This window comes from Marseilla massiliensis (assembly GCF_016899955.1).
Taxonomy (GTDB): Bacteria; Bacteroidota; Bacteroidia; order Bacteroidales; family Bacteroidaceae; genus Prevotella; species Prevotella intestinigallinarum.
Map to the genome: position 1 here is coordinate 25980 of NZ_JACJJL010000012.1, position 13670 is coordinate 39649.

The following is a 13670-nucleotide window of genomic DNA, read 5'->3' on the forward strand; positions in this document are numbered from 1 at the left end:
TCTTTAACCTTTTAAAAAATAGGAGGTAATTATGGAAGTTAAAATTCAGTCAATTCACTTTGACGCTACCGAGAAGCTTCAGGCGTTTGTTGAGAAGAAAGTCGCCAAGTTGGAAAAAACATACGAAGACATACAGAAAGTAGAGGTGCAACTGAAAGTGGTGAAGCCCGCGACAGCAAATAACAAGGAAGCAAGCCTTACGGTGACCGTTCCCGGAAGCACTTTGTTCGTCGAAAAAGTGAGCGACACTTTTGAGGAGTCTATCGACCTCGGAGTGGACTCAATGAGGGTTCAACTGCAGAAATTCAAAGAAAAATTGAGGAAATATTAAAAAAAGTCGCGAAAAGTTTTGGCGGTTGAAAAATAATGCGTATCTTTGCAGCCGTTTTCAAGCAGGTTCGAAATCTTCACGATGACGGCTGCAGAGAAACGCCTCTTTAGCTCAGTTGGCCAGAGCACGTGATTTGTAATCTCGGGGTCGTTGGTTCGAATCCGACAAGAGGCTCGACCAAGGCCGGGCAAGAGCCAGGAAGAAGCAAAGGGAAACCAATGGCAAAGGAGTTTGCCTGATGGGAATGAAAAAACAAAATATGGGTGGTTACCAGAGTGGCCAAATGGGGCAGACTGTAAATCTGCTGTCTTTCGACTTCGGTGGTTCGAATCCATCACCACCCACTCTCAGACAACGTTTTTGCGGAAATAGCTCAGTTGATAGAGCACTAGCCTTCCAAGCTGGGGGTCGCGGGTTTGAGCCCCGTTTTCCGCTCACCTCGCTGTAATAGCTCAGTGGTAGAGCACTTCCTTGGTAAGGAAGAGGTCCTGAGTTCAACTCTCAGTTACAGCTCAAGCATTAAATCAGAATTATTCATTAAAGTAAAATAAACAAGAAAAGCTATGGCTAAAGAGACATTCGTCCGTACCAAACCGCATGTTAACATTGGTACAATTGGTCACGTTGACCACGGCAAGACTACTCTGACTGCCGCCATCACCAAGGTGCTCGCAGAGAAGATAGCCGGCAACGCAGACAAGGTTAAGTCTTTCGATCAGATTGACAACGCACCTGAGGAGAAGGAGCGTGGTATCACTATCAATACTTCTCACGTAGAGTATGAGACTGAGACACGTCACTATGCTCACGTAGACTGCCCGGGCCACGCTGACTATGTGAAGAACATGGTTACTGGTGCTGCCCAGATGGATGGTGCAATCATCGTAGTTGCTGCTACCGACGGTCCTATGCCTCAGACACGTGAGCACGTGCTGCTCGCCCGTCAGGTGAACGTTCCCCGCTTGGTTGTATTCCTGAACAAGTGCGACATGGTTGAGGACGAAGAGATGCTTGAGCTCGTTGAGATGGAAATGCGCGAACTGCTCGACCAGTACGAGTATGATGGCGACAACACTCCTATCATCCGTGGCTCTGCTCTTGGTGCCCTGAACGGCGTTGCAAAGTGGGAGGACAAGATTCTTGAGCTTATGAAGGCTGTTGACGAGTGGATTCCACTTCCTCCGCGCGACACCGACAAGCCTTTCTTGATGCCTGTTGAGGACGTGTTCTCAATCACTGGCCGTGGTACTGTTGCTACAGGTCGTATCGAGACAGGTAAGATTAAGGTTGGCGACGAGGTTGAGCTGCTTGGTCTTGGCGAGGACAAGAAGTCGGTTGTTACCGGCGTTGAGATGTTCCGCAAGCTCCTTGACGAGGGTGAGGCCGGCGACAACGTAGGTCTGCTGCTCCGCGGTATCGACAAGAAGGAGATCAAGCGCGGTATGGTTCTCTGCCATCCGGGACAGATCAAGCCTTACAAGAAGTTCAAGGCTCAGATTTATGTTCTGAAGAAAGAGGAAGGTGGCCGTCACACTCCGTTCGGCAACAAGTATCGTCCTCAGTTCTATCTCCGCACCATGGACTGCACCGGTGAGATCACACTCCCCGAGGGCGTAGAGATGGTAATGCCTGGTGATAACGTAACCATCACCGTTGAGCTCATCTACGCTGTGGCCCTGAACGTTGGTCTGCGCTTCGCTATCCGCGAGGGTGGCCGTACAGTAGGTGCCGGTCAGATTACCGAGATTATCGAGGATTAATCGTAATCTAAAAATATACAGGGGTTCCCGCTGGGCAACTGACGGGAACCTATTTTACGGGATTAGCTCAGTTGGTAGAGCACTGGTCTCCAAAACCAGGTGTCGGGAGTTCGAGCCTCTCATCCCGTGCTAAAAAGAAAAAACGTCATGTTGAAGAGATTTGTAAACTATTGTAAAGCATGCTACGACGAACTTGCGCATAAGACTACTTGGCCAAGCCGTTCAGAGCTTACACATAGCGCAGTGGTTGTTTTATCTGCTTCCCTTGTCATTGCGCTTATGGTGTGGGTCATGGATTTGGTCTTTAAGTTTGTCATGAGTTCTATTTATCCAAATTAATCATTTATTTTGATTTATCCGAGATGTCTGAAACTGGAATGAAATGGTATGTCCTGCGTGCCGTCAGTGGGAAGGAGGCAAAGGTAAAGGAGTATCTTGAGGCTGCAATAAAGCATGATGAGACATTGTCGTCTCATGTTGGGCAGGTTTTGCTGCCCACTGAGAAGTATGCAATGCTTCGTAATGGCAAGCGAGTCATCAAGGAGAAACTGTTCCTTCCGGGCTATGTGCTCGTTGAGGCAAACCTTCAGGGCGAGGTGGCTCACACCTTGCGATTCATGCCAAACGTTTTGGGCTTCCTCGGTGGTCTGGATAATCCGACTCCACTCCGACAGGCTGATGTGAACCGTATCCTTGGAAATGCCGAGGAGACCGCTATCGAGAATGTTGAGCTCAACATACCCTATAGCGTCGACGAGACAGTGAAAGTGACGGAAGGGCCTTTCAGCGGCTTCAGCGGCGTCATCGAAGAGGTGAACGCCGAAAAGCGCAAGCTGAAGGTCATGGTCAAGATCTTCGGGCGTAAAACCCCGTTGGAACTTGGTTTTATGCAAGTCGAGAAAGAATAAGGCGTATATTGTTACGGTACGCTGAGTTCTTTATACATGGCAGAGCGGGCTTGCCCCGCAATGCTTATACCCAATCAATAAATCATTATTAGAAATGGCTAAAGAAGTTGCTGGATTAATCAAATTGCAGATTAAAGGTGGCGCTGCGAATCCCTCACCTCCAGTAGGACCGGCTCTCGGTTCAAAGGGAATCAACATTATGGGATTCTGCAAGGAGTTCAACGCCAGGACCCAGGATAAGGCAGGCAAGATTCTTCCTGTCGTTATCACCTACTACACTGACAAGTCATTCAGTTTCATCATCAAGACTCCTCCTGCAGCCGTTCAGCTGAAAGAGGCTGCCAAGGTAAAGTCTGGTTCTGCCCAGCCTAACCGCAAGAAAGTAGCCACCGTGACATGGGAGCAGGTAAAGGCCATCGCCGAGGACAAGATGAACGACTTGAACTGCTTTACGGTCGAGGCCGCTATGAAGCTTGTTGCCGGTACGGCACGAAGCATGGGTATCACCGTTGAAGGGGACTTCCCTGGTAAATAACTTATAACTTCAATTAGGACAATGAGTAAACTGACAAAAAATCAAAAGTTGGTGGCTGATAAGGTTGAAGCAGGGAAGGCTTATTCTTTGAAGGAAGCTACAGAGCTCGTTAAGGATATAACCACAACTAAGTTCGATGCATCTTGTGACATCGACATTCGCTTGGGCGTGGATCCCCGCAAGGCCAACCAGATGGTTCGCGGCGTCGTTACGCTGCCGAACGGTACTGGTAAGACCGTGCGCGTGCTTTGTCTCTGCACCCCTGACGCCGAGGCTGCTGCTAAGGAAGCCGGTGCCGACTATGTTGGTCTCGATGAGTATATCGAGAAGATAAAGGGCGGATGGACTGACGTTGATGTCATCATCACAATGCCTTCTTGCATGGGCAAGATCGGACCTCTGGGCCGTGTGCTCGGTCCCCGTGGCTTGATGCCTAACCCCAAGAGCGGCACTGTGACCATGGATGTAGCCAAGGCTGTCAAGGAGGTGAAGGCTGGTAAGATAGATTTCAAGGTCGACAAGGCCGGCATCGTACACGCTTCGATTGGCAAGGTGTCTTTCCCGTCAGACAAGCTGTATGAGAACGCTAAGGAATTCGTTCAGACTATCATCAAGCTCAAGCCTTCTGCTGCAAAGGGTACGTACATCAAGAGTATCTTTATCTCAAGCACTATGAGCAAGGGTATCAAGGTTGATCCTAAATCAGTTGAGTAACTCGTTAAAAGTTTAATGAAATGAAAAAGGAAGCAAAAGATACTATCATCGTAGAACTTGGAGAGAAGCTCAAGTCGTATCCTCATTTCTATCTGGTTGACACAACCGGAATGAATGCCGAGAAGACAAGCGCACTCCGCCGCAAGTGTTTCAAGAATGAAATCAAGATGGTTGTTGTGAAGAACACCCTTCTGCACAAGGCCTTCGAGAATTCAGACATTAACTACGAGCCGCTTTATGGCTGCCTTAAGGGCACCACTGCCGTTATGTTTACCAACACGGCAAATATGCCTGCAAAGTTGCTCAAGGAGTACACAAAGGAAGGCGTTCCTTCGCTCAAGGGCGCTTATGCTGAGGAGAGCTTCTTCGTAGGTGCCGACAAGCTTGAAGAGCTGGCATCTCTCAAGAGCAAGAACGAGCTCATCGCAGAGGTTGTTGCTTTGCTGCAGTCTCCTGCAAAGAACGTTGTTTCAGCTCTGCAATCAGGCGCAAACACCATACACGGTGTGCTGAAGACTTTAGGCGAGCGTCCTGAATAACCCACAAAGTCATAAATAAACATTAAAAAAACAATAAATTTTAGAATAAAATGGCAGATATCAAAGCTATTGCTGAAGAGTTGGTAAACCTTACAGTAAAAGAAGTTAATGAGTTGGCAACAGTCCTGAAGGACGAGTATGGAATTGAGCCCGCCGCTGCAGCTGTTGCTGTTGCTGCTGGTCCTGCTGCAGGTGGTGCTGCTGAGGCAGCTGAGGAGAAGACTTCTTTCGACGTAGTGTTGAAAGAGGTAGGCGCTGCCAAGCTGCAGGTTGTTAAGGCTGTCAAGGAGGCTTGCGGCCTTGGTCTGAAGGAAGCTAAGGATCTCGTAGACGGTGCTCCTTCTACTCTGAAGGAAGGTCTGGCTAAGGACGAGGCCGAGAACCTGAAGAAGACCATCGAGGCAGCCGGCGCTGTTGTTGAGCTCAAGTAATTTTGCTTACTACGATAATTTATGGTTAAGAATCTCTAAGTAGGAGATTCTTAACCTTTTGTGTCTTATAAAGACAAACCCGACTAATAGGACGCGTTAGTCCAATCAAGATTAATCATTATTTATGGCTTCAAAATTAGTAGATAACAGAATCAACTTTGGCAGCGTGAAGAATCCGATGCCGTTCCCGGATTTTCTCGATGTGCAATTAAAGTCCTTCAAGGACTTCCTACAGTTGGACACTCCGCCTGAGGAACGCAAGAATGACGGCCTGTATAAGGTGTTCTCCGAGAATTTCCCTATTACAGACACGCGCAACAACTTCGTTCTTGAGTTCCTGGATTACTATATCGACCCGCCCCGTTACACCATTGATGAGTGCCTGGAGCGCGGCCTGACTTATAGCGTACCTTTGAAGGCTAAGCTGAAACTGTATTGCACTGACCCCGACCACGAGGACTTCGGCACGGTGATTCAAGACGTGTTCCTCGGTCCCATCCCTTACATGACAGACAACGGAACGTTTGTCATCAACGGAGCCGAGCGCGTTGTCGTGTCACAGCTGCACCGTTCGCCGGGCGTGTTCTTCGGCCAGAGCGTGCATGCCAACGGCACATTGCTTTATTCTGCCCGTATCATTCCTTTCAAGGGTTCGTGGATAGAGTTTGCCACCGACATCAACAATGTGATGTACGCTTACATTGACCGTAAGAAGAAGTTGCCTGTTACTACTTTGCTGCGTGCCATAGGCTTCGAGACCGACAAGGACATTCTCCAGATATTCGACCTGGCAGAAGAGATAAAGGTCAACAAGGCCAACCTCAAGAAGGCCATCGGCTCCAAGCTCGCAGCCCGCGTGCTGAAGAGCTGGAACGAGGACTTCGTTGACGAGGACACCGGCGAGGTCGTTTCCATTGAGCGTAATGAGGTCATCATGGAGCGTGAGACAGAAATCACCGAAGACAATATGCTCGAGATTCTTGAGAGCGGAGCCCAGACGATACTCGTGCACAAGGACGAGACCGTTGCCCAGGATTACTCCATTATCTTCAATACCCTCCAGAAAGACCCCAGCAACTCTGAGAAGGAAGCAGTGCTTTACATCTACCGCCAGTTGCGCAATGCCGACCCGGCCGATGATGCCAGTGCGCGTGAAGTCATCCAGAACCTGTTCTTCTCCGACAAGCGTTACGACCTCGGCGACGTGGGCCGCTACCGCATCAACCGCAAGCTCGGCCTCGACACCGACATGAGCGTGCGTGTGCTGACGAAGGAAGACATAATTGAAATTATCAAATACCTTATACAGCTTATCAACTCGAAGGCCACGGTTGACGATATCGACCACCTGTCAAACCGCCGTGTGCGCACCGTTGGTGAGCAGCTGAGCAACCAGTTCTCCATTGGCTTGGCCCGTATGAGCCGCACCATCAGGGAGCGCATGAACGTTCGCGACAACGAGGTGTTCACCCCGACCGACCTTATCAATGCCAAGACAATATCTAGCGTCATCAACTCGTTCTTCGGCACCAACCCCCTGTCGCAGTTCATGGACCAGACCAACCCGCTTGCAGAGGTAACCCACAAGCGCCGCCTGTCTGCCCTTGGCCCCGGCGGTTTGTCGCGTGAGCGTGCAGGCTTTGAGGTACGTGACGTACACTACACCCACTACGGCCGCCTGTGTCCTATCGAAAGCCCTGAAGGCCCGAACATCGGACTTATCTCTTCACTTTGCGTCTACGCCAAGATCAACGAGCTCGGCTTCATAGAGACACCTTACCGCAAGGTAGAGAATGGCGTGGCCGACCTCAAGAACGAAGACGTTGTTTATCTCACGGCCGAGGAAGAAGAGAACCACATCATAGGCCAGGGCAATGCCCCGCTGAATGATGATGGCACGTTTATCCGCGACGTGGTGAAGTGCCGTCAGGACGCCGACTTCCCCGTAGTGCCGCCCGAGCAGGTAGACCTCATGGATGTGTCGCCGCAGCAGATAGCCTCTATCGCCGCATCGCTCATCCCCTTCCTCGAGCACGACGACGCCCACCGTGCACTCATGGGTTCTAACATGATGCGCCAGGCAGTGCCCTTGCTCCACAACGAGGCCCCTATCGTGGGTACCGGCATCGAGAAGCAGGTGTGCGAGAACTCCCGTACGATGATTACCGCCGAGGGCGATGGCGTAGTCGAGTATGTCGACGCCACCACCATACGCATACTCTACGACCGTACGGAAGACGAGGAGTTTGTGAGCTTCGAGCCGGCATTGAAGGAATACCGCATACCGAAGTTCCGCCGCACCAACCAGAACATGACCATCGACCTGCGTCCTATCTGCGACAAGGGACAGCGCGTGAAGAAAGGCGACATCCTTACCGAGGGCTATGCCACAGAGAACGGTGAGCTCGCGTTGGGCCGCAACCTGCTTGTGGCATACATGCCGTGGAAGGGTTACAACTACGAGGACGCCATCGTGCTCAACGAGCGCATCGTGCGCGAGGACGTGCTCACCTCTGTCCACGTAGACGAGTATTCGCTCGACGTCCGTGAGACGAAGCGTGGCGTTGAGGAATTTACAAGCGACATCCCCAATGTCAGCGAGGAGGCCACAAAAGACCTCGACGACAACGGAATCATACGCGTCGGAGCGCGTGTCGAGCCGGGCGACATCCTCATCGGCAAGATTTCGCCTAAGGGCGAGAGCGACCCGTCGCCCGAGGAGAAGTTGCTCCGCGCCATTTTCGGCGACAAGGCCGGCGATGTGAAAGACTCGTCGCTCAAGGCCAACCCGTCGCTCACGGGTGTCGTCATCGACAAGAAACTCTTTGCCCGTGCCATCAAGACACGCCAGACCAAGCAGCAAGACAAGGTTCTGCTGGCAAAGATTGACGAGGAGTATGAGGCAAAGGTCGACGACCTGAAGGACATTCTCGTCGACAAGTTGCTCACCCTCACCGAAGGCAAGACATCGCAGGGCATCAAAGACTACACCGGTGCCGAGATAATTACCAAGGGCAGCAAGTTTACAGTCACCAACCTCAAGAACCTTGAGTACGGCGACATCCAGATAAGCAACTGGACCAACGACGAGCACAAGAACGAGCTCATAGGCAAGCTCATCATCAACTTCATGAAGAAGTACAAGCTGCTTGATGCCGAGATGAAGCGCAAGAAGTTTGCCATAACCATTGGCGACGAGCTGCCTTCGGGCATACTCCAGATGGCCAAGGTCTATGTGGCCAAGAAGCGCAAGATTGGCGTAGGCGACAAGCTGGCCGGACGCCACGGTAACAAGGGCATCGTGTCGAAGGTGGTTCGCCAGGAAGACATGCCGTTCCTTGAGGACGGCCGTCCTGTCGACCTCGTGCTCAATCCGCTGGGTGTGCCTTCGCGTATGAACCTCGGCCAGATTTTCGAGGCCATCCTCGGTGCTGCCGGCAAGCGTCTCGGCGTCAAGTTCGCAACCCCGATCTTCGATGGTGCCAAGCTCGACGACCTGGCAGAGTGGACCGACAAGGCCGGCCTGCCCCACTTGTGCTCCACCCACCTCTACGACGGTGAGACAGGCGAGCAGTTCGACCAGCCGGCTACAGTGGGAATAACATACTTCCTGAAGCTCGGCCACATGGTGGAAGACAAGATGCACGCGCGCTCCATCGGCCCGTACTCGCTCATCACCCAGCAGCCGCTCGGAGGTAAGGCACAGTTCGGTGGCCAGCGTTTCGGAGAGATGGAGGTCTGGGCTCTCGAGGCATTCGGCGCCAGCCATGTCCTGCAAGAGATTCTTACCATCAAGTCTGACGACGTCGTAGGGCGAAGCAAGGCTTACGAAGCCATCGTCAAAGGCGAGCCCATGCCTACGCCGGGCATACCAGAGTCGCTCAACGTGCTCTTGCACGAGTTGAAGGGTCTTGGCCTTAGCGTCACTCTCGATTAAACAAGTAACTCTTTACATAACAACATACAAAAAAGTAAATATGGCTTTCAAGAAAGATTCCAAGATAAAGAGTAATTTCACCAAGATAACCATCGGACTGGCTTCTCCCGAGGAGATACTGGAGAGCTCTTTCGGCGAGGTTACCAAGCCTGAGACCATCAACTACCGCACCTACAAGCCCGAGCGCGACGGACTGTTCTGCGAGCGCATCTTCGGCCCAACCAAGGACTACGAGTGTGCCTGCGGCAAATACAAGCGCATACGTTACAAGGGCATTGTCTGCGACCGTTGTGGCGTCGAGGTTACGGAGAAGAAAGTGCGCCGCGAGCGCACCGGCCACATCGAGCTGGTGGTTCCCGTGGCCCACATCTGGTATTTCCGCTCGCTGCCCAACAAGATTGGCTACCTGCTCGGCTTGCCTACCAAGAAGCTCGATGCCATCATATATTATGAGCGTTATGTGGTCATACAGCCGGGCTTGCTGGCCGGCAAGAAAGACTCTGAGGGCAACGACTTGCTTGGCTCAAACAAGTTCGACCTGCTCTCCGAGGAAGAGTACAACGACTTGCTCGACAACCACATCTCGCCCGAGAACGACTACCTCGACGACAGCGACCCCAACAAGTTCATTGCCAAGATGGGTGCCGAGGCCATCTACGACCTGCTCGTGCGCATAGACCTCGACTCTCTATCCTATGAGCTCCGCGACCGCGCCAACAGCGACTCTTCGGTGCAGCGCAAGAACGAGGCCCTCAAGCGCCTGCAGGTGGTCGAGGCTTTCCGTGGCAGCAAGAACATCAACCGCCCCGAGTGGATGATAATGAAGATCATACCCGTCATCCCGCCCGAGCTGCGTCCGCTGGTGCCGCTCGACGGTGGCCGTTTCGCCACGTCCGACCTCAACGACCTCTACCGTCGTGTCATCATACGTAACAACCGACTGAAGCGACTCATCGAGATCAAGGCTCCCGAGGTCATCCTCCGCAACGAGAAGCGTATGCTTCAGGAGGCCGTCGACAGCCTTTTTGACAACTCGCGCAAGAGCAGTGCCGTAAAGAGCGACAGCAACCGCCCGCTGAAGTCGCTTTCCGATTCACTCAAGGGCAAGCAGGGACGTTTCCGCCAGAACCTTCTCGGTAAGCGTGTCGACTACTCTGCCCGTTCGGTAATCGTCGTAGGCCCCGAGCTCAAGATGGGCGAGTGCGGCTTGCCTAAGCTGATGGCTGCCGAGCTCTACAAGCCGTTCATCATACGCAAGCTCATAGAGCGCGGCATAGTGAAGACCGTAAAGAGCGCAAAGAAGATTGTCGACCGCCGCGAACCGGTTATCTGGGACATTCTCGAAAATGTGATGAAGGGTCACCCCGTGCTCCTCAACCGAGCCCCTACGCTTCACCGTCTTGGCATACAGGCCTTCCAGCCAAAGCTCATTGAGGGCAAGGCCATACAGCTCCACCCGCTCGCCTGTACGGCGTTCAACGCCGACTTCGACGGCGACCAGATGGCTGTCCACCTCCCGCTGAGCAACGAGGCCATACTCGAGGCACAGATACTGATGCTCCAGAGCCACAACATACTCAACCCTGCCAACGGCGCACCTATCACCGTGCCGTCGCAGGACATGGTGCTCGGACTTTATTACATCACAAAGATACGTCCCGGAGCCAAGGGCGAGGGCCTTACGTTCTACGGCCCCGAGGAGGCCATCATTGCCCACAACGAGGGCAAGTGTGACTTGCACGCCCAGGTGAAGGTCGTTGTCAAAGACCTTGACGAGGGCGGGAAGCTCGTCGACAGGATGGTTGAGACGTCTGTCGGCCGTGTCATTGTCAACGGCATCATTCCCGAGGAGGTTGGTTATGTCAACAAGGTCATCTCGAAGAAGAGCCTCCGCGACATCATCGCCGACGTCATCAAGACCGTGGGATTCGCCGAGGCGTGCGAGTTCCTCGACGGTATCAAGAACCTCGGTTACCGCATGGCCTACCTCGCCGGACTGTCGTTCAACCTCGACGATATCATCATACCGCCAGAAAAGGCAGCACTTGTGGAGAAGGGCAACGAAGAGGTGCGCCAGATCACCGAGAACTACAACATGGGATTCATCACCGACACCGAGCGTTACAACCAGGTCATCGACACCTGGACCCACATCAACAACGACCTGGGCAACGTGCTCATGAAGGAGATGACCGAGGCCGACCAGGGCTTCAACGCCGTGTTCATGATGCTCGACTCGGGTGCCCGTGGTTCTAAGGACCAGATACGCCAGCTTTCGGGTATGCGCGGACTTATGGCCAAGCCCCAGAAGGCCGGTGCCGAGGGCGCACAGATTATTGAGAACCCTATCCTCTCCAACTTCAAGGAGGGAATGTCGGTGCTCGAGTACTTCATCTCTACCCACGGTGCGCGCAAGGGTCTTGCCGACACCGCCATGAAGACGGCCGACGCCGGATACCTCACACGCCGTCTGGTCGACGTGTCTCACGATGTCATCATCACCGAGGAAGACTGCGGCACACTACGCGGACTCGTATGCACCGCATTGAAAAACGGCGACGAGGTGATATCAACCCTCTACGAGCGCATACTCGGCCGTGTGTCTGTGCACGACATCATACATCCCACCACTGGCGAGCTCATCGTGGCTGCCGGCGAGGAGATTACTGAGGCCGTTGCCCAGAAGATTGAAGACTCGCCCATCGAGAGCGTCGAGATTCGTTCGGTGCTCACTTGCGAGAGCAAGCACGGCGTCTGCATGAAGTGCTACGGCCGCAACCTGGCCACACGCCGCATGGTGCAGAAGGGCGAGGCTGTAGGCGTCATAGCCGCACAGGCCATCGGTGAGCCCGGTACTCAGCTTACGCTGCGTACGTTCCACGCCGGTGGTGTGGCTGCCAACGCCGCTGCCAACGCCGCCATCTTCGCCAAGAACGACAGCCGTCTGGAGTTCGAGGAGTTGCGCACGGTGCCGTTCGATGAAGACGGGCGCAAGTGTGAGATGGTGGTCAGCCGTCTGGGTGAGGTTCGCTTCGTAGACCCCAACACCAAGATAGTGCTCTCTACGATGAACGTGCCCTACGGTTCGTCACTCTACCACAAGACGGGCGACATCGTGGCCAAGGGCGAGAAGATTGCCCAGTGGGACCCGTTCAACGCCGTGATTGTCACCGAGTACGCCGGTACGCTTAAGTTCAACGACGTCATCGAGGGTGTTACTTACCGTGCCGAGACCGACGAGACCACCGGACTCACCGAGAAGATTATCACCGAGTCGAAAGACAAGTCGAAGGTTCCAACCTGCGACATCATCGATGCCAACGGCGACAAGGTCGGCACCTACAACTTCCCTGTGGGAGGCCACGTGGTGGTTGAGGACGGACAGACCGTAAAGACCGGTGAGACCCTCGTCAAGATACCTCGTGCCGTGGGCAAGGCCGGTGACATCACCGGAGGTCTTCCCCGTGTCACCGAGCTCTTCGAGGCCCGCAACCCGTCCAACCCGGCCGTTGTCAGCGAAATCGACGGCGAGGTCACCATGGGCAAGGTAAAGCGTGGCAACCGCGAGATTATCGTTACATCCAAGACCGGCGAGCAGCGCAAGTACCTCGTGTCGCTCTCCAAGCAGATTCTGGTTCAGGAGCACGATGCCGTGCGTGCCGGCACACCGCTGTCCGACGGCGTTGTCACCCCGGCCGACATCCTGGCCATCAAGGGCCCGACGGCCGTGCAGGAGTACATCGTCAACGAGGTGCAGGACGTTTACCGCCTGCAAGGTGTGAAGATAAACGACAAGCACTTCGAGATCATTGTGCGCCAGATGATGCGCAAGGTGCAAATCAACGACCCGGGCGACACGTCGTTCCTCGAGCAGGAGATTGTCGACAAGCTCGACTTCGCAGAGGAGAACGACCGCATCTGGGGCAAGAAGGTGGTTACCGACGCCGGCGACAGCGACAACCTGCAGAAGGGCCAGATTGTCACCGTGCGCAAGCTGCGCGACGAGAACTCAATGCTCAAGCGCCGCGACCTCAAGCTCGTTCAGGTGCGTGATGCCGTCCCGGCAACGTCTACCCAGATACTCCAGGGCATCACCCGTGCCGCCCTGCAAACCAAGAGCTTCATGTCGGCCGCTTCGTTCCAGGAGACGACCAAGGTGCTCAATGAGGCAGCCATCCGCGGCAAGGTCGACTATCTGGAAGGAATGAAGGAGAACGTCATCTGCGGTCACCTCATACCTGCCGGCACAGGCCTTCGCGAGTTTGAGAAGCTCATCGTCGGTTCCAAGGAGGAATACGACCGCATGCAGGCCAACCGCAAAAACGTGCTCGACTTCGGCGACGAAGAGAGCGAGCCCGCAGCTGCCGAGGAGAAGCCTGCCGAGGCCGTGGCCACAGGGTCGCAGGAGGCCTGACATATAGAATTCTTTCAAGCGGGAGGCCACCGCTTCCCGTCCTGAGGCATACCATTGGCAAGCCGCAACCACCGATATGGTTGCGGCTTGCCTTTTTTTGT

The 13670-nt window shown here is 53.8% G+C and carries 10 protein-coding genes and 5 tRNA genes; all 15 read left to right on the forward strand.

Annotated elements, in window-relative coordinates; all coding sequences use genetic code 11:
* Nucleotides 1-31 precede the first annotated feature (31 nt).
* The 15 genes from hpf (at nucleotide 32) to rpoC (ending at nucleotide 13569) form a co-directional block, all read left to right on the forward strand.
* A complete protein-coding gene (hpf, locus tag H6B30_RS08310; RefSeq protein WP_205109502.1) occupies nucleotides 32-331 on the forward strand; it encodes a ribosome hibernation-promoting factor, HPF/YfiA family in 300 nt (99 codons plus the stop codon).
* A 100-nt stretch (nucleotides 332-431) separates the two neighbouring features.
* Nucleotides 432-505, forward strand: a tRNA-Thr gene (locus H6B30_RS08315).
* An 87-nt stretch (nucleotides 506-592) separates the two neighbouring features.
* Nucleotides 593-675 (forward strand) — tRNA-Tyr (locus tag H6B30_RS08320).
* A gap of 18 nt (nucleotides 676-693) precedes the next feature.
* A tRNA-Gly gene (locus H6B30_RS08325) sits at nucleotides 694-766 on the forward strand.
* A 6-nt stretch (nucleotides 767-772) separates the two neighbouring features.
* Nucleotides 773-844 (forward strand) — tRNA-Thr (locus H6B30_RS08330).
* 50 nt (nucleotides 845-894) lie between these two features.
* Nucleotides 895-2091, forward strand: coding sequence for an elongation factor Tu (tuf, locus tag H6B30_RS08335; RefSeq protein ID WP_205109504.1), 1197 nt, complete (start codon nucleotides 895-897; stop codon nucleotides 2089-2091).
* Between the two features lie 56 nt (nucleotides 2092-2147).
* Nucleotides 2148-2220: transfer RNA gene (locus H6B30_RS08340), tRNA-Trp, on the forward strand.
* Between the two features lie 18 nt (nucleotides 2221-2238).
* A complete protein-coding gene (secE, locus tag H6B30_RS08345; RefSeq protein WP_205109506.1) occupies nucleotides 2239-2430 on the forward strand; it encodes a preprotein translocase subunit SecE in 192 nt (63 codons plus the stop codon).
* Between the two features lie 23 nt (nucleotides 2431-2453).
* The gene (gene nusG / locus H6B30_RS08350; RefSeq protein ID WP_205109508.1) at nucleotides 2454-2999 is read left to right on the forward strand and encodes a transcription termination/antitermination protein NusG; all 546 of its coding nucleotides are present in this window, start codon (nucleotides 2454-2456) and stop codon (nucleotides 2997-2999) included.
* Nucleotides 3000-3093: 94 nt separating this feature from the next.
* Nucleotides 3094-3534 carry a 50S ribosomal protein L11 gene (gene rplK, locus H6B30_RS08355; RefSeq protein ID WP_205109510.1) on the forward strand — a complete coding sequence of 147 codons (441 nt, stop codon included), beginning with the start codon at nucleotides 3094-3096 and terminating at the stop codon, nucleotides 3532-3534.
* Nucleotides 3535-3555: 21 nt separating this feature from the next.
* A complete protein-coding gene (gene rplA, locus H6B30_RS08360) occupies nucleotides 3556-4248 on the forward strand; it encodes a 50S ribosomal protein L1 (RefSeq protein WP_205109512.1) in 693 nt (230 codons plus the stop codon).
* Nucleotides 4249-4268: 20 nt separating this feature from the next.
* Complete coding sequence (rplJ, locus tag H6B30_RS08365; RefSeq protein WP_205109514.1) at nucleotides 4269-4787, forward strand: 50S ribosomal protein L10; 519 nt, start codon at nucleotides 4269-4271, stop codon at nucleotides 4785-4787.
* Between the two features lie 50 nt (nucleotides 4788-4837).
* Nucleotides 4838-5218 (forward strand): 50S ribosomal protein L7/L12, encoded by a 381-nt coding sequence (gene rplL, locus H6B30_RS08370; protein WP_205109516.1) that lies wholly within the window; start codon nucleotides 4838-4840, stop codon nucleotides 5216-5218.
* 124 nt (nucleotides 5219-5342) lie between these two features.
* The gene (rpoB, locus tag H6B30_RS08375) at nucleotides 5343-9155 is read left to right on the forward strand and encodes a DNA-directed RNA polymerase subunit beta (protein ID WP_205109518.1); all 3813 of its coding nucleotides are present in this window, start codon (nucleotides 5343-5345) and stop codon (nucleotides 9153-9155) included.
* A gap of 40 nt (nucleotides 9156-9195) precedes the next feature.
* The gene (gene rpoC / locus H6B30_RS08380) at nucleotides 9196-13569 is read left to right on the forward strand and encodes a DNA-directed RNA polymerase subunit beta' (RefSeq protein WP_205109520.1); all 4374 of its coding nucleotides are present in this window, start codon (nucleotides 9196-9198) and stop codon (nucleotides 13567-13569) included.
* Nucleotides 13570-13670 lie beyond the last annotated feature (101 nt).

Coding starts and splice junctions, on each gene's coding strand:
- rpoB (WP_205109518.1), top strand. CDS start 5,343: ATGGCTTCAAAATTAGTAGATAACAGAATCAACTTTGGCAGCGTGAAG.
- secE (WP_205109506.1), top strand. CDS start 2,239: ATGTTGAAGAGATTTGTAAACTATTGTAAAGCATGCTACGACGAACTT.
- tuf (WP_205109504.1), top strand. CDS start 895: ATGGCTAAAGAGACATTCGTCCGTACCAAACCGCATGTTAACATTGGT.
- hpf (WP_205109502.1), top strand. CDS start 32: ATGGAAGTTAAAATTCAGTCAATTCACTTTGACGCTACCGAGAAGCTT.
- rpoC (WP_205109520.1), top strand. CDS start 9,196: ATGGCTTTCAAGAAAGATTCCAAGATAAAGAGTAATTTCACCAAGATA.
- rplL (WP_205109516.1), top strand. CDS start 4,838: ATGGCAGATATCAAAGCTATTGCTGAAGAGTTGGTAAACCTTACAGTA.
- nusG (WP_205109508.1), top strand. CDS start 2,454: ATGTCTGAAACTGGAATGAAATGGTATGTCCTGCGTGCCGTCAGTGGG.
- rplK (WP_205109510.1), top strand. CDS start 3,094: ATGGCTAAAGAAGTTGCTGGATTAATCAAATTGCAGATTAAAGGTGGC.
- rplJ (WP_205109514.1), top strand. CDS start 4,269: ATGAAAAAGGAAGCAAAAGATACTATCATCGTAGAACTTGGAGAGAAG.
- rplA (WP_205109512.1), top strand. CDS start 3,556: ATGAGTAAACTGACAAAAAATCAAAAGTTGGTGGCTGATAAGGTTGAA.